General features: G+C 69.3%; 16 protein-coding genes. 13 read left to right on the top strand and 3 right to left on the bottom strand.

What is annotated here, in order from left to right; genetic code table 11:
- The first annotated feature begins 63 nt into the window (after positions 1–63).
- Positions 64–342 carry a phage integrase family protein gene (locus ACEN9N_RS16315; protein WP_495654005.1) on the top strand — a complete coding sequence of 93 codons (279 nt, stop codon included), beginning with the start codon at positions 64–66 and terminating at the stop codon, positions 340–342.
- Between the two features lie 69 nt (positions 343–411).
- Positions 412–1,062 (top strand): hypothetical protein, encoded by a 651-nt coding sequence (locus ACEN9N_RS16310; protein WP_007839036.1) that lies wholly within the window; start codon positions 412–414, stop codon positions 1,060–1,062.
- Between the two features lie 27 nt (positions 1,063–1,089).
- Here ACEN9N_RS16310 and ACEN9N_RS16305 read toward each other — a convergent pair whose 3' ends face one another.
- A complete protein-coding gene (locus ACEN9N_RS16305; RefSeq protein WP_413313754.1) occupies positions 1,090–2,049 on the bottom strand; it encodes a Bug family tripartite tricarboxylate transporter substrate binding protein in 960 nt (319 codons plus the stop codon).
- A gap of 74 nt (positions 2,050–2,123) precedes the next feature.
- Positions 2,124–3,383, bottom strand: a complete 1,260-nt coding sequence (locus ACEN9N_RS16300; protein WP_495654004.1) for a CaiB/BaiF CoA transferase family protein — start codon at positions 3,381–3,383, stop codon at positions 2,124–2,126.
- A 108-nt stretch (positions 3,384–3,491) separates the two neighbouring features.
- On the opposite strand from ACEN9N_RS16300, the gene ACEN9N_RS16295 reads away from it, so the two are divergent.
- Positions 3,492–4,373, top strand: coding sequence for an SMP-30/gluconolactonase/LRE family protein (locus tag ACEN9N_RS16295; protein ID WP_495654003.1), 882 nt, complete (start codon positions 3,492–3,494; stop codon positions 4,371–4,373).
- An 8-nt stretch (positions 4,374–4,381) separates the two neighbouring features.
- Here the strand turns inward: ACEN9N_RS16295 and ACEN9N_RS16290 are convergent, their stop codons facing one another.
- The gene (locus ACEN9N_RS16290; protein ID WP_413332962.1) at positions 4,382–5,293 is read right to left on the bottom strand and encodes a LysR family transcriptional regulator; all 912 of its coding nucleotides are present in this window, start codon (positions 5,291–5,293) and stop codon (positions 4,382–4,384) included.
- 99 nt (positions 5,294–5,392) lie between these two features.
- On the opposite strand from ACEN9N_RS16290, the gene ACEN9N_RS16285 reads away from it, so the two are divergent.
- Genes ACEN9N_RS16285 through ACEN9N_RS16240 form a run of 10 tightly spaced genes read left to right on the top strand, consistent with a single transcriptional unit; the run spans position 5,393 to position 15,624 of the window.
- Positions 5,393–6,484 carry an LLM class flavin-dependent oxidoreductase gene (locus tag ACEN9N_RS16285; RefSeq protein ID WP_413313759.1) on the top strand — a complete coding sequence of 364 codons (1,092 nt, stop codon included), beginning with the start codon at positions 5,393–5,395 and terminating at the stop codon, positions 6,482–6,484.
- Between the two features lie 38 nt (positions 6,485–6,522).
- Positions 6,523–7,479, top strand: a complete 957-nt coding sequence (locus tag ACEN9N_RS16280; RefSeq protein WP_495654002.1) for a flavin reductase — start codon at positions 6,523–6,525, stop codon at positions 7,477–7,479.
- Between the two features lie 56 nt (positions 7,480–7,535).
- The gene (locus ACEN9N_RS16275; protein WP_413313761.1) at positions 7,536–8,738 is read left to right on the top strand and encodes an acyl-CoA dehydrogenase family protein; all 1,203 of its coding nucleotides are present in this window, start codon (positions 7,536–7,538) and stop codon (positions 8,736–8,738) included.
- A gap of 9 nt (positions 8,739–8,747) precedes the next feature.
- A complete protein-coding gene (locus ACEN9N_RS16270) occupies positions 8,748–9,878 on the top strand; it encodes an acyl-CoA dehydrogenase family protein (protein ID WP_495654001.1) in 1,131 nt (376 codons plus the stop codon).
- A complete protein-coding gene (locus tag ACEN9N_RS16265) occupies positions 9,875–10,636 on the top strand; it encodes an enoyl-CoA hydratase/isomerase family protein (protein ID WP_007839063.1) in 762 nt (253 codons plus the stop codon). Before ACEN9N_RS16270 ends, ACEN9N_RS16265 begins: the two co-directional genes overlap by 4 nt.
- A gap of 3 nt (positions 10,637–10,639) precedes the next feature.
- Positions 10,640–12,766, top strand: coding sequence for an acetate--CoA ligase family protein (locus ACEN9N_RS16260; protein ID WP_495654000.1), 2,127 nt, complete (start codon positions 10,640–10,642; stop codon positions 12,764–12,766).
- Entirely contained in the window at positions 12,763–13,527 is a 765-nt protein-coding gene (locus tag ACEN9N_RS16255) for an SDR family NAD(P)-dependent oxidoreductase (protein WP_413313764.1), read from the top strand. Before ACEN9N_RS16260 ends, ACEN9N_RS16255 begins: the two co-directional genes overlap by 4 nt.
- On the top strand, positions 13,524–13,913 hold the full coding sequence (locus ACEN9N_RS16250) for a VOC family protein (protein WP_495653999.1): 390 nt from the start codon (positions 13,524–13,526) through the stop codon (positions 13,911–13,913). The genes ACEN9N_RS16255 and ACEN9N_RS16250 overlap by 4 nt, the downstream gene beginning before the upstream one ends.
- Entirely contained in the window at positions 13,910–14,461 is a 552-nt protein-coding gene (locus ACEN9N_RS16245; protein ID WP_495653998.1) for a nuclear transport factor 2 family protein, read from the top strand. The genes ACEN9N_RS16250 and ACEN9N_RS16245 overlap by 4 nt, the downstream gene beginning before the upstream one ends.
- Entirely contained in the window at positions 14,458–15,624 is a 1,167-nt protein-coding gene (locus ACEN9N_RS16240; protein WP_495653997.1) for an acyl-CoA dehydrogenase family protein, read from the top strand. Before ACEN9N_RS16245 ends, ACEN9N_RS16240 begins: the two co-directional genes overlap by 4 nt.
- Position 15,625 lies beyond the last annotated feature (1 nt).

Here is a 15,625-nt window from a genome sequence, read left to right as displayed (position 1 = left end):
CGACACACGGGTCCGCATGCGCGCAGGGGGCCGGTACACGTTGCGCAGGAAGAAGAAGACCCCATGGACACACCGCAAGCGCGCCGAAATGCGCCGCAAGCCCACGACAGCGTTGCAGCCTGGTTCGAACCGCTGCTGTCCGAAAGACTTTCACAGGCGGGCTTCGGCACGCTGAGGCAACTCGTGCGGCGCATCAACGATGCGGGCATGACCTGGTGGTACCCGGTGCGAGGCATCGGCGTCAGGCGCGCCGAACGCGTCGTGCAGTGGCTGCATGAACAGCAGGAAAGCACAGGCATGGAAGTGAGCCTGCCGGTGCACGGGCGCCGCCATGCGCCTTGACTGACGGCTCGCTCGGCGCCCCCGACCCATCCGGATAATGGCGCCCTTCGTATCAGCAGCAAGGCAAGGATGAGCGCCGCGGATTTCCTTTTCTCCCCCGAAGTGCAGAAACTCCTCACGGTGCTGTACGCGGCCCCCGATCAACAGTTCCCGACGAGCGAGCTTGCACGTCGCTCGAAACTGGCCGAGGCCGAAACGGCCCTCACCGTGGACCATCTCGTTCGCAGCGGCATCGCGAAGCGGCAGGCGGCGAAGGCAGACCAGGCCGAGACGGTCCAGGTCGATCGCTCCTTCGTCTTCCACGACGAACTCCGGAGCATCGCGCTGAGATCGTTCGCCGCGGCAGAGCCGATCCGCTCCATGCTGCGGTCCAGGTTCAAGGACTCGGTCGTGCGCGCGTTCGTGCTGGGAGAAGACGCACAGGGCACCGTGGAACTGCTCGTCGTGCACGGCCAACTGGTCCCGGACGAAGCCGCGATGGCAGCGGCTTGCCAGAAGCTGTCGAAAACAATGGGCCGGCACCTCAAGGTGCACGTCATCCCGCTCGGGAGGTTCAACGACATGTCACCGCGCGATCCGTTGTCTTCCAGGATCTCGGCAGCCACCGTGCATGAGATCGTCGCGCTGGGGGACACCAAGGCAGCGCTGCCCGTCGAACGAGGCGGCCTCTTGCAGGCGGCCAGAAAGAAGTTGGCGACGCTGGCCAGGCCGTCTGCCTGACGACCCACGGCGCGCGCCGCGCTCCGCTCAGTGCGACTGCTTCGGCAGGTTCAGGCTCTTGAGCATCGGCACCCAGCGCTCGAACTCGGTCTGCACGAACTTCGCCAGCTCTTCAGGCGTGCCGCCGCGCGGCTCCATGCCCATGGCGCGCGCGCGGGTGACGAAGTCGGGCTGTGCGATCACCTCGTTCACGGCCTTGTTCAGGCGGCGGATCGAGTCACCCGGCGTGCCGGACGGCACCGAGAGCGAATACCACAGCACGGCCTCGAAGTCGTAGCCCTGCTCCTTGAAGGTCTGGGCGTCGGGCACCTGCGGCAGGCGCTGGCTGTCCATCACGCCCAGCACACGCAGCTTGCCGGCCTGGATCAGCGACAGCGAACCGGTGAGCGAGGTGCCGTGGATGTCGATGGTGTTGCTCAGCAGCGCCTGCACGGCCGGTGCGTCGCCGTTGAAGGGCACGTGCGTCGTGCTGAAGCCGTTGTTGCGCTCGAAGCTCAGCGGCGCAAGGTTGGTCAGGATGGCCTCGCCCGGCGAGCCGCGGTTGATCTTGCCGGGGTGGGCCTTGGCGTAGGCGACCATCTCCTTGATGTTCTTGTAGGGCAGGTCGATGCGGCCGACGATGATCGCGGGCTGGTAGCCGATCTGCGAGACGGGTGCGAAGTCTTTCTTCGGGTCGTAGGGCAGCTTGTCGTACAGCACGGTGTTGTTGGCCAGCGTGCCGAGCGACGAGACCAGCACCGTGAGCCCGTCGGGGCGCGAGCGGGCCACGTAGTCGGCGGCGATGATGCCGCTGGCGCCGGGCTTGTTCTCCACGATGACCTGCGTGCCCTTCTTCGTGAGCTCGGAAGCCAGCAGGCGCACGTACTGGTCGGTGCCGCCGCCGGCCGCGAAGGGCACGACCAAGCGGATGGGTTGCTGCGCCTGCGCCGCGCCTGAAACCACGGCCAGCCCGAGCAACAGCGGGGCGATGAGTTTTCGATGAATCACGTTGTCTCCGATCTCTTTTAAGGGGTAAGTGGCTGCTGCCAGTCCCGTCGAGGCAGTCTATCGACGGGGCCGGGTCAAGGTGCTGCAGGGTGTGAAAAGCTGCTTTGTAGGTTGCGCACCGGCACGGGCGGGTTCGCCCCCTTGACGACGCCGGCTTCGCGCAGTGCCTCGATCTCGGCGGCGCCATAGCCCGCCTCGCGCAGCAGTTCCTCGGTGTGCGCACCGAGTGCCGGCGCGGCCTGGGTCTGGCGGCGCGGCGTGTCGCACAGCTCGTAGGGCAGGCCGAAGCTGGCGTAGCCCGGCTCGCCGCCGTTGGGCGCGGCCTCGATGACCATGCGGCTGGCGCGGAAGTCCGCTCCCGCGAGCGCATCGGCATAGCTGCGCACCACGCCCACCACGATGTTGTTGCGCGTGAGCAGTTCGACGCACTCGCCGGTACCGTAGTGCGCGAGCCGCTCGCTCACGGCCGCCTTCATGGCTGGCCGGTTGGCCACGCGCAACTCGTTGGTGAGAAAGCGCGCCTCCGTCGCCAGCTCGGGGCAGCCGATGGTCTCGCACAGCCGCACCCAGTGCGCCTGCACGTAGGCCGAGATCACCACCATGCCGTCGCGCGTGCGGAAGATGTCGGCCGCCGGCGCGCTCAGCGGCTGGCCGTCGCCGCTGCGCATGGGCTCCACGCCGCGCACCATGTAGTCGCTCCAGTTGGCCAGCTGCAGGTTCAGCGCGACCTCCAGCAGCGACACGCGGATGGTCTCGCCGCGGCCGGTGCGCTCGCGGCGGAACAGCGCGGCCAGGATGGCCTGCGTCGCCACCTGCACGCTGGCCGTGTCGATGATGGTGGCGCCCACCTTCTGCGGCAGGCCCTGCGGCTCGCCGGTCACGGACATGAGGCCGCTTTCGGCCTGCGCCGCGATGTCGTAGCCCGGCCGGTCGCGCGAAGGCGCATCGGCCGGGAAGCCGCTGATCGAGACGTGCACAAGGCCCGGGTGCGCCGCGCGCAGTGCCTCGGCGCCCAGGCCCAGCGCGTCGGCGGCTCCGGGGCGCAGGTTCTGCACCACCACGTCGGCACCGGCGATCAGGCGGTGCGCCACCTCCAGCCCGCGGGGCTGGCGCAGGTCGAGCGCAATCGACTTCTTGCTGCGGTTGTAGGCGCGCAGCATCGCGTGGCCGAAGTGCCCGGTGTGGCGCGCCATGTCGCCTTCCATCGATTCGATCTTCAGCATCTCGGCGCCGAGGTCGCCCAGCGACATCGCCGTGCCGGGGCCCGCGATGTAGTTGCCGAGCTCGACGACGCGAATGCCCTGCAGGGGCGGTGGAGCGGTGGGTTCGTTCATCGGCCGCACTCTAGGAGCGTGCGGGCGCCATGGGAGAGCATGGCGCGCAAAGCAGCTTTGCACGATGCGCCGCCGGCCCTGCGCCCTGCATTGCCACACTGCGGTCCCATGGATGCATGCACTGTTCGGGAACTCGGCACGACCCGGGACCTGCTGGGCGAAAGCCCCTGCTGGGATGCGCGCTCGGGCGCCGTCTGCTGGATCGATTCGCTCGCGGGCACGCTGCACCGCCACTGGCCCGGCAGCGGGAAATCGGAGCGGCACAGCCTCCCCGCGCCCGTCGGCTCGATTGCGTTGTGCGAAAGCGGCGCGGTGCTCGTGGCGCTGAAGCACGGCTTTGCGCACTACGACCTGAGCACGCGCACGCTGGAGACCATCGCACAGATCGGCACCGACCACCCGGACGTGCGCCTCAACGACGGCAAGTGCGACCCGTGGGGCAACTTCGTGGCGGGCACGCTGCACGTGCATCGCCAGCCCGGCGAGCCCATCGGCGGTGGACTGTACCGGCTGCGGCCCGGTGGCGACGTCGAGTTGCTCGCGGACGGCTTCGCGCTGACCAATGGCCCCTGCTTCAGCCCGGACGGCCGAACCTTCTACGTGGCCGACAGCCCGCTGCGCACGATCTGGGCCTACGACTATTCACCGCACGGGCCGCTCGCCAACAAGCGCGCCTTCGCGCAGACCGACAGCTTCGGCTCCGGTCCCGACGGCGCGACCGTGGACGCCGAAGGCTTCGTGTGGAGCGTGCTGCCACGCGCCGGCAGGATGGCGCGCTTTGCGCCCGATGGCCGCGTGGAGCGCGTCGTCGAACTGCCTGCGACGCACCCGACCAGCCTGTGCTTCGGAGGGGCCGGGTTCGAAAGGGCCTTCATCACCTCGATCTCGAAGAGCACCAACCTCTCGGGCGACCGCCCGCAGGACGGGGCGCTGTTCGAAGTGAGCGGGTTACCCGCCCCCGGCCTGCCGCCGCACCGCTTCGGCGGCTGAAGCCTCCTTCAGGCGCCGTCGTTCTCGCGCAGCGCCTCGGCCATGAAGTCGACGAAGGCGCGCACCTTCAGCGGCAGCGTGCGGCTCTGGCGGAACACCGCGTAGACGCCGTTCGAGAACGCGCGCACCGCGAAGCGGTACTCGGGCAGCAGGCGCACCAGTGTGCCGTCCTGGATGCAGCCGCGCACCGTGGGCTCCGACAGCAGCGCGATGCCCATGCCGCCCATGGCGGCCAGCCGCAGCAGCTCGCCGTTGTTCGAGTTCAGCACGCCCTGGATCGCCAGCTCCTGTTGCACGCCCTGTTCGTCGATGTACTTCCAGGTGACCGCCTCGTGCTCGCGCTTGTAGGTGAGGCAGCGCACCTGCAGCAGGTCATTCGGGTGGCGGATGCGCTTGTGCACCTTCATGAAGGCGGGGCTCGCCACCAGCACCTCGTCGCTGCTGAGCAGCCGCTTGATGACGAAGTTGGAGTCGTTCGACTCGCCGGTGCGGATGTCGATGTCGAAGTCCTGCTCCACCAGGTTCACCGGGTGCTCCGACAGCTCCAGCTCGAGCTGGATGTCGGGGTGGCGCTGCGCGAAGCCCGGCAGCAGCGGCCCGATGACGCGCAGGCCGATCTGCGTGCGCGAGTGGATGCGCAGGCGCCCCTCGGGCAGCAGCTTCGAATTGCGCGCTGCTTCCTCGGCCCGCGCCATGGCCTCCAGTACCACCTCCGCATGTTCCAGGAAAGCCTGGCCCGCCTCGGTCACCTTGAGGTTGCGGCTGGTGCGGTCCACCAGCTGCACGCCCAGCTCTTCCTCCAGCGCGCTGATGCGCCGAGAGATGGTGGCGGGCGACAGGCTCAGGCTGCGGCCGGCCGCCGAGAGGCTGCCCTTCCTCTGGACGATGACGAAGATCCGCAGCGAATCGAGGGCCTTCATTTCAATAAGCGCAAAGAAGCTGTGCGAAGCATGGTGAGCCGGGCGGGGACCCCACTCCTACGATCAAGGCACGTAACCAAGCCCACAAGGAGACCAGCAATGGATTTCGGAATCTTCATATTGATGCAGCAGCGAAACAAGCACAAGACGTCGCACCAGATCCTGCGCGACGCGGTGGAACAGACGCGACTGGCCGACGAGTTGGGCTTCGGCGCCGCGTGGTATGCCGAGCATCACTTCAGCAACTACGGCCTGTGCTCGTCGCCGCTGACCATGATCGCGCACTGCGCCGCGGTGACCCGCAACATCCGGCTGGGAACCGGCATTGTCGTCGCACCGCTGTACCAGCCTGCGCGCCTGATCGCCGACGTGGCCATGGTCGACCAGCTGTCCAACGGCCGTCTCAACCTGGGCATCGGTTCGGGCTACCAGCATTTCGAATTCGAGCGCTTCGGTGTCTCGCTCGACACCGCCAAGGCGCGCACGCTGGAGATGCTCGACATGCTCGAGCTGGGCCTGAAGCAGCCCAAGTTCAGCTATGACGGCGAGTTCTACCAGCAGCCCATGAGCGCCATCAGCCAGCGTGCGGTGCAGCAGCCGATGCCGCCGATGTGGATCACCAGCGTCGACCCGACCTTCGTGACACGCGCAGTGCGCGGCGGTCACCATGTGTTCGTCTCGGGCGGCGACGGCGGCGTGGAGAAGCTGCGCCAGACCCGCAACCTGATCGACAAGGTCGCGCTCGCCGAAGGCAAGGACCCGGCCCGGGTGCAGGTCGGCGTGCTGCGCGCGGCCTATGCCAGCGACAACAAGGCGGAGGTCGAGCGCTACCTTGATTGCGCACGCTTCCAGCGCCGCATTGCCGTGAGCCTGAAGCGCCGCACCGCCCAGGTGGCCGACGACTACCAGGTCGAGGAAGGCATCGTCGAAGGCGAGGCCACGCTCGAGGAAATGCGCGCCAACCTGCCGGTGGGCTCGGTGGACCAGGTGATCGAGCGCGTGGTGAAGGAGATCCGCACGCTCAAGCCCTGCCACTACGCGTTCCAGACGCAGATGGGCGACTTCGACCACCCGACCATGCTGCGCCAGCTGGAGCTGTGGGCCAAGGTGATCATGCCCGCGGTGCAGCGCGAGATTGCCAACGACCCGCCGCACGTCGCGCAGGTCGTGCCCGAACTCGCAGCCGCCTGAGGCGGCGCGGGCCCAGCGACTCACCCGAGGGGAAAGCCATGACCCATGCCGTGTCCGACGTGACTCAGGCCGCGCCGATCGAGCCGATACTCTTCCGCCAGCTGCTCGGCTGCTTCCCGACCGGCGTGGCCGTCATCACGACGCGCGACGCGAATGGGCGGCCGGTCGGCCTGACCTGCAACTCGTTCAGTTCGGTGTCGCTGGAGCCGCCGCTGGTGCTGTTCAGCCTGCGCAAGGCCAGCAGCCTGGTGGGCGCGTTCAGCGAGGCCGAGGGCTTTGCCATCAACATCCTCTCGCAGAGCCAGGACGCGCTGTCGGGCCGCTTCGCTTCCAGCAAGATCGCCGACAAGTTCGAAGGCGTCGCCTGGCGCGCCGGTCCGCTGGGCATGCCGGTGATCGACGACTGCCTGGCCAGCTTCGAGTGCAGCGTGCACGCCTGCCACGAGGCGGGCGACCACCACATCTTCATCGGCGAGGTGAAGCACATGGGCGGCGGCGGCGCCGACCACGCGCTGGTGTTCTACAAGGGCGCCTACATGATGCTGGCGGAGTCGCTGCGCACGCTGGTGATCCAGGGGCGGCTGGGCTCGGCCGATCTCGACGAGGCCTACCGCACGCTGTACGGCACGCTGCTGCGCCTGGCCTGCGAACGCGCCAGCGAAGCCGAACTCGACGCGGTCGAGAAAGCCGTCGACGCCATCGAGCGCCACCAGCCCTGCGACACGCTCGCGCAGCGCATCGAATCGGCCAGCCGCTTCTTCTGCGCCATCGCGGACGCGGGGCACAACGAGGCGCTCATGCTGATGGCGCAGACCATGACCGCCATCCTGCGCGAACGCATGACGCATGTCGTTCCCGTGCTGCCGCGGCCCGACCTGTTCCCGCTGCGGCGCGAAGTGGCGCGGTGCCTGCGCCGGCGCGACGCCGTCGGCGCCGTGGCCGCGCTCGACGAACTGATCACCAGGCTGCGCAAGGGCGCCCCCGCGACCGCCTAGCACCGATTGGCGCAGCAAAGCGCCGCGCATGGACCACAGGACAGGAGACAACGCACATGTCGAACACCGACACCCCCGCCGCCACCGCTGCCAGCGGCGAGGCGCACGCCTACGCGGACTTCCGCCGCGAGCTCGAAGACTTCGCGCGCAGTGCGTGCCCCCCGGAGATCCGCGCCGTCGTGGCCGCGGGCCAGAAGATCACCAAGCGCGAATACCTCGGCTGGCAGAAGATCCTCACCGCCAGGGGCTGGGGCGCGCCCAGCTGGCCGCGCGAGCACGGCGGCACCGGCTGGGACATCATGCAGCGGCTGATCTTCGAGGAGGTGATGGCCGAGGCCGACTGCCCGCCGCTGTACCACCATGGCCTGGGCCACATCGGCCCCGTCATCATCCGCTTCGGCACGCCCGAGCAGAAGGCGCGCTTCCTGCCGCGCATCCTCGACGGCAGCGACTGGTGGTGCCAGGGCTACTCCGAGCCGGGCTCGGGCTCCGACCTGGCCTCGCTCAGCACCAGCGCGCGGCTGGACGGCGACGAGTACGTCATCAACGGCCAGAAGATCTGGACCTCGCACGCCCACGAAGCCAGCATGATCTACATGCTCGTGCGCACCTCGAAGGAGGCGAAGAAGCAGGACGGCATCTCGCTGGTCCTGGTGCCCATGGACACGCCCGGCATCACCGTGCGGCCGATCCACACCATCGACGGCTGGCACCACCTGAACGAAGTGTTCTTCGACGACGTGCGCGTGCGCGCCGACAACCTGATCGGCGAACCCGGCAAGGGCTGGACCTGCGCCAAGTTCCTGCTCGAGCGCGAGCGCCTGCCCCCGGCCAACGTGGCGCGGCTGGAGCTGGTGCGCCGGCAGGTCACGCAGCTGGTCGAACAGGCCGCCAGGGCCGCGGCAGGACGCCGCGATTTCGGCAGCCTGCGCTACCGCCTGCTGCTGGCCGAGGCCGACGTGAAGGGCGCGCGCGTGATGATGGCCCAGGCCACCGACGACCTGATCCACCAGCGCCCGCTGGGCGTGCAGCCCTCGGCCATCAAGATGACCTGCGCCGACGTGGCCCAGCGCCTGACCACGATCGCGCTCGACGCGGTCGGCCCCGACGCCGCGCACCGCTTCCTGGTGGCGCAGGGCGAGGGCGAGCCCGGTGCCGCCTGGGTGCAGAACTACCTGTTCACCCGCGCCCGCACGATTGCCGGCGGTACCTCGGAAGTGCAGCGCAACGTCGTTGCCAATGAATTGCTGGGAGCCTGAAAAGTGTCGATGTCATTCACCCCTTTGTTCCCCGGCATGCTGCTGGACGCCGCGGCGCGCTTCGCGCAGGACAACGAGACCACCAGGGACTTCGCCGGCACCGACCCCGTGCGCGAGATGGGCTGGACCTGCACGCTGGTGCCGGAGGAAGCCGGCGGCGTCGGCGGCACGCTGTCCGACCTGGCCTCCATCGTCGTCGGGCTCGCCACGCACGGCGTGCACCTGCCCGTGATCGAAACCTGCGCGGTCGCGCCGCTGCTGCTGCAAGCGGCCAACGCAGACACCTCCGCGCGCTGGCTCGAAGCGGTGTGCGAAGGCAGCGCGAAGATCGCGCCGCTGACCTCGCTTTCGGCCTCGCTCGACGAGGTCGCCCTGACGGCGAAGCAGCTGGACATCGGCTACGCGTTGACCGGCGAGGTGAAGGGCGTGGACGTGTCGCTGGCGGCCACGCACCACCTGGTGCCCGCGCTGCTGCAGGGCAGCGGCGAAACGGCCCTCTTCCTGGTCGACCACGAACACATGCCCGCGCCCAGCGCCACCTACCGCACCATGGAAGGCCGGCGCAGCGCCGACTTCAGGCTCGACGGCCTGACGGTGCCGGCGGTGGCGTGCATCGCACGCGGCGCCGCGCTGGACTCGGCCATCGGGCAAGCCGACAACGCAGCGCTGCTGCTCACCGCGGCGGATACCGTCGCCGCGCTCGCCACGCTGATCGAGCAGACCGTCAAGCATCTGCAGGAGCGTCGCCAGTTCGGCGTGGCGCTGGCGTCGTTCCAGGTGCTGCGGCACCGCACGGCGGACATGTATGTGCGCTATCTCTGCGCCAAGGGCCTGCTGATGCACGCCTTCCAGGAACACGAGCGCGGCGCCGCCGACCTGCGCCGCACGCTGCGCCTGATGAAAGTCGCGCTGGCCGAGACGGCACGGCTGTGCGCCGAAGGCGCGATCCAGATGCATGGCGGCATGGGCGTCAGCGAAGAGGTGCTGGCCACCCGCATGGCGCAGCGCCTGCTCGCCTCCGAGTTCCGCTACGGCGACCGCTTGGCGCATGCGTCGCGGTTGCTGTATTCCCCGACCGAAGCCGCCGTTGCCGATGCGGCGGCCTGCGGCATGTCCCACGTTGCCAGGAGTTCGTCATGAGCGTCAGTCTTGAAGTTTCCGAGTTCGTCGCCGTCGTGCGGCTGGACAAGCCGCCCGTCAATGCGCTGAGCCGCGACACTCGCCACCGCCTGATCCAGGTGTTCGACGAGATCTCCGAGCGCGACGACATCCGCGTGGCCATCCTCACCGGCACCGGCAAGTTCTTCTGCTCCGGTGCCGACCTGAAGGACCGCCCCTCGGCCGACAAGCCCGGCGACTTCCTCGACCACAACCGCTGGACCCGTGAGACCGGCAACGCCATTCGCGAATGCGCCAAGCCCGTCATCGCGGCCGTCAACGGCCCGGCACTGGGCGCGGGCTTCGGCCTGATGGCCGCGTGCGACATCTTCCTGGCCTCCGACGATGCGAGCTTCGCGATGCCCGAGATCAACGTGGGCCTCGCCGGCGGAGTCTCGATGCTGCGGACCATGTTCGGGCGCTCGTTCACGCGCCACATGTTCTTCACCGGCATGCGCGTGCCGGCCGCCGAGCTGTACCGCCGCGGCGTGCTCGACGAGGTGGTTCCGGCGGAAGAGCTCATGCCCGCCGCCATGCGCCTCGCGCAGGAGATGGCCTCCAAGAGCCCGATCGCACTGGCCTATGCCAAGCAGGCCGCCAACATGATGGACGTGATGCCGCAGCGCGACGGCTACCGCTTCGAGCAGAACATCACCATGGCGCTGTCGCGCACCGAGGATGCCAAGGAAGCGCGCCAGGCCTTCCTGGAAAAGCGTCCGCCCGTGTTCAAGGGGCGCTGAGCGATGGCGACAGTCGAAGTGGGCAAGGGGCTGGAGGCACTCTTCAAGCCGCGCTCGATCGCGATCTTCGGAGCGTCGGACGACGTGACCAAGATCGGCGGGCGGCCGCTGCAGTTCCTGCAGAAGTACGGCTACCGCGGTGCGATCTATCCGGTCAACCGCAAAGGCGGCACGGTGCAGTCGCTGCCCGCCTATGCGAACGTTGCCGAGCTGCCGTCGGTGCCCGACCTGGCCGTGATGGCGGTGCCGCCCGATGCGGTGCTCGAAGCGGTGAAAGACTGCGCCGCGCGCGGCGTGCGCGCGGCCGTCATCCTGTCTTCGGGCTTCTCGGAGATGGGCGAAGAGGGCAGCCGCCTGCAGGCGGCCATCGGCGAAGTCGCCAGGGCATCGGGCATGCGCGTGGTGGGGCCGAACTGCCTGGGCTCCATCGGCGTGGCGGACAGGAGCATCGCCACCTTTTCGGTGGCGCTGGAGTCGTCGTTCCCGACGGCGGGCCCGGTGGGCATCGTGTCGCAGAGCGGCAACCTCGGCAGCTACACGATGCGCCTGGCCGTCGAGCGCGGCATCGGCATCAGCCGCCTGCTGACCACGGGCAACGAATGCGACGTCGATATTGCCGACGGCATCGCCTCGCTGGCGACCGACCCGGCCACCTCGGTCATCCTGTGCTGCATGGAAACCTGCCGCAATGCGGCCGGGTTGATGCGCGCACTGGCCATGGCGCGCGAGGCAGGCAAGCCGGTCGTGGTGCTGAAGGTGGGCGTGTCGTCGGCCGGCAGCGAAGCGGCGGCCTCGCACACCGGTGCGCTCGCCGGTTCGGACGCGGTGTTCGACGTGGTGCTGCGCAATGCCGGCGCCATTCGCGTGCCCAGCATCGAGCAGCTGCTCGAAGTGGGCCATGCTGTGTCGGTGGTCGGCACGGCGCGTGCGCCGAAGGGGCCGCGCGTGGCGCTGGTCACGGCATCGGGCGGCTTCGGCGTGCTGATGGCCGACGCCGCCAGCGCACAGGGGCTGGAACTGCCGAAGCTCTCCGCGGCCACGCAGGAACGCATCGTGGCCGCGCTGCCCTACGCATCGCCGGGCAATCCCGTCGACATGACGGCGCAGGTGTCGAGCCGGCCCGAGCTGCTGGTGCAGGTGCTGTCGGCGGTGGCGGAAGATGCGAGCTGCGACGCGGTGATCCTGCAGTCGGCGTACGCCTTCCAGATGCCGCGGCTGCGCGACGTCTACCTCGCGGCGCTGGAGCAGGTGCGCCGTGCGCATCCGTCGCGGCTCGTCCTGCTGTGCTGCAAGGCGCCGCCCGACACCATGGCGCAGCTGAACGAGATGGGCTTTCCGACAGTGGAGACCATCGATGCGGCGTGTGCCACGCTGGCGGCGCTGGTGCGCCTCGGCACACGTGGCGAACAGGCCGAGGTGGCGGTCGCGTCGCGGTCGGCCGAAGCGCTTCCGGCCGAAGCCTTCGCCAACGAGGCCAGTGCCAAGGCCGTGCTCGCGCAGGCCGGCATCCCGGTGCTGAAGGAAGTCACGGCCGGCGGCCGGGACGAGGCACTGGCCGCGGCGCGCGACATCGGTTTTCCGGTGGTGCTGAAGATCGTCTCGCCCGACATCCCGCACAAGACCGAGGTTGGCGGCGTGGTGACCAACGTGCGCTCCGAGGCGCAGCTGCGCGACGAATACGACAGCCTGCTGGCGCGCGTCGCGCAGAAGGCGCCGCAGGCGCGCATCGCCGGCGTGCTGGTGGCACAGATGGCACAGGGCGGCACCGAGCTGATCCTCGGCACCATGAAGGACCCGGTCTTCGGCCCGGTCGTGATGGTGGGCCTGGGCGGCATCTATGCCGAGGTGCTGCGCGACGTGGCGCTGCAGGTGGCGCCGGTGACCGAGGCACAGGCCATGCAGATGCTTCGCTCCCTCAAGGCCTTTGCGCTGTTCGATGGCGCACGCGGCCGGCCGAAGGCCGACGTGGCAGCCGCGGCGCGCGCCGTGGCGGCGCTGTCGCGGTTCGCCGCACGGCATGCGCGCAGCGTCGCCGAGATCGACATCAACCCGCTGGTGGTCCTCGACCACGGGCACGGTGCCTTCGCGCTCGATGCGCTGCTGGTGCCGGAAACGAAAGACAAGCCATGAATGCATCACAGTCCCTCGAAGGCCGCGTGGCCTTCATCAGCGGCGCGGGCCACGGCATCGGCCGAGCCACCGCGCTGGCCTTCGCCCGGCTGGGCGCGACGGTCGGCGTGAACGACCTCAAGGCCGAGTTCGTGGAAGACACCGTCGCGGAGATCCGCCGCCTCGGCGGCAAGGCCGTGGCGGTGCCGCAGGACGTCTCGAGCCGCGAAGGCATGCGCCTGGCGGTGCAGCGCCTGGCCGGCGAGGCGGGCCGGCTCGACGTGATGGTCAACAACGCGGCCTGGGTGCGCTACCAGCCGCTGATGGAAATCACGCCCGAGGTGATGGACCGCATGGTCGACATCGGCTTCAAGTCGGTGATCTGGGGCATCCAGGCCGCGGCCGAGGCGATGGACCCGGAACGCGGCGGCGCCATCATCAACGTGGCCTCCATCGCCGGCTTCAAGTCGCCCGCGCGATCGGTGGTCTACAGCGGCCTGAAGGCCGGCGTGCTCGGCATCACCCGCGCCGCGGCGGCCGACCTGGGCGCGCGCCGCATCCGCGTGAACGCCGTGGCGCCCGGCGCGGTGCCGACCGAAGGCACGGCCAAGCACCGCAACGCCGAGCTCGACGCCAGGCGCATCGCGCGCACGCCGCTGGGCCGGCTCGGCACCGTGGAAGACATTGCGGACGCCATCTGCTTCCTGGCCGGCGACGGCTCGCGCTTCGTCAACGCGGAGGTGATCCGACTGGACGGCGGCGCATCGGAGACCTCGCTGTGAGCGCCGAGGACATTTCTCCCCAGCGCCTGCAGAACGTGTACGTGGTGGCGCAACGCCCGGCCGAGCTGCATGCCTTCTACGAATCGGCACTGGGGCTGAAGCTCAAGTTCCGCGACAAGGACCGCTGGTTCCAGTACGGCGTGGGCAACACCAGCGTGGCGCTGGCCTGTGCCGAAGAGGCCGCGCCGGCGACCTCCGGCGTGGTGATGGTGTTCGAGGTGAGCGACTTCGCCGGTGCGCAGGAGCGCATCACCGGCGCAGGCGGCGAGGTGATCGGCACGCGCGACATGGGCGCGCACGGCGCGGTGATGTCGCTGCGCGACCCGGAAGGCAACGTGATGCAGCTGTTCAAACGCGCCGCGGCGCCAGTGGCCCCGGCGGCATGAACCCGCGCGCACCGCTGCAGGCGCTGCTCGATCGCGAGGCGATCCGCGAGTGCCTCTACCGCTACTGCCGCGGCATCGACCGCGTCGACGAAGAGGCCCTGCGCTCGGCCTACTGGGAAGACGCCACCGACTGCCATGGCGCCTGGAACGGCAGCGCCGACGGCTTCATCGCGCAGGCGCTGCAGCGGTTGCGCCAGGGCGGGCGGCGCGTGCACCAGGTGAACAACATCGCGATCGAGCTGCATGGCGACGTGGCTGCGGTGGAGAGCGGCTTCTTCGCACTGCAGGCCCCTGCCGATGCGCCCGCGAAGCGCACCCTGCTGTGCGGACGCTACCTCGACCGCTTCGAGCGCCGCCAGGGCGAATGGCGCATCGCCGCGCGCACGGTGGTGTACGACTGGATCGAGGAGCGCGAACGGCCCGAACTCACACACAGCGACGCCGTCCTGTTCGGCGCGCGCCAGCCGGCCGGCTGCGCGGCGCCCAACGACATGCTTTATGCGCTCTTGCGGGATGTGCGCGCGGCGGACAACGAGGCGAAACCATGATCAGGGACCGCGAGAAATTCCAGGCCATGCTCGCCGAGGTGCGCCGGTTCACCCATGACGAATGCCTGCCGCTGGAGGAGCAGGTCGACCGTGACGACCTGATTCCCGAACCGGTCGTCCAGCGCATGCGCGAGATCGGCCTGTTCGGCCACAGCATCCCCGAGGCTTTCGGCGGCGCCGGCCTGACCACCGAGGAACTGACGCTGGTGAACCTCGAGGTGTCGCAGGTCGCGACTGCATTCCGTGCGCGCTTCGGAGGCAACACCGGCATCGCATCGGAGTCGCTCGTGGTCGACGGCACGCCCGAGCAGCAGCGCCATTACCTGCCGCGGCTGGCCAGCGGCGAGCTGACCGGCTGCTTCGCGCTCACCGAGCCCGAGGCCGGATCGGACGCCACGGCGCAGAAGACGGTGGCGGTGCGCGACGGCGACAGCTTCGTCATCACCGGGCAGAAATGCTTCATCACCAACGCGCCGGTTGCGAACCTGTTCACCGTGTTCGCCCGGACCGACCCGAACGCGAAGGGCGCGGCCGGCATCAGCGCCTTCCTGGTCGAGCGCGGCGCGCCCGGCCTGTCGACCTCGCAGCCCTACCGCAAGATGGGCCAGCACGGCTCGCCGGTGGGCGAGGTCAGGCTGGAAGGTGTGCGCGTGCCGGCCTCGGCCATCGTCGGCGGCGTCGAAGGGCAGGGCTTTCGCACGGCGATGAAAACGCTGAACAAGCAGCGCATCAATCTCGCCGCGCTGTGCATCGGCCCTGCGATCCGGCTGGTGGAGGAAATGGCGCGGCAGGCGCAGTCGCGCCGGCAGTTCGGCCAGCCCATCGGCGACTTCCAGCTGGTGCAGCAGATGATTGCCGAGAGCAACACCGAGGTGCATGCGGCGCGCGCGCTGGTGCTGGAGACGGCGCGCAAGAGGGACGGGGGCATCGACGTGACGATGGAAGCGTCGATGTGCAAGCTGTTCGCCTCCGAGATGTGCGGCCGCGTCGCCGACCGGGCCGTGCAGGTCTTCGGCGGCAGCGGCTTCATCGCCGGCAACGTGGCCGAGCGCTTCTACCGCGATGTTCGTCTGTTCCGCCTCTACGAGGGAACAAGCCAGATCCACCTCGTCAACATCGCGAAGCGGACCCTGGCGCTGGCCGCGCAGGGTGCCGCCCGCTGAA

This window comes from Variovorax sp. Varisp46 (assembly GCF_059491885.1).
The sequence above is the reverse complement of the archived record's forward strand: the minus strand, read 5'-3'. Positions and strand labels throughout refer to the sequence as shown.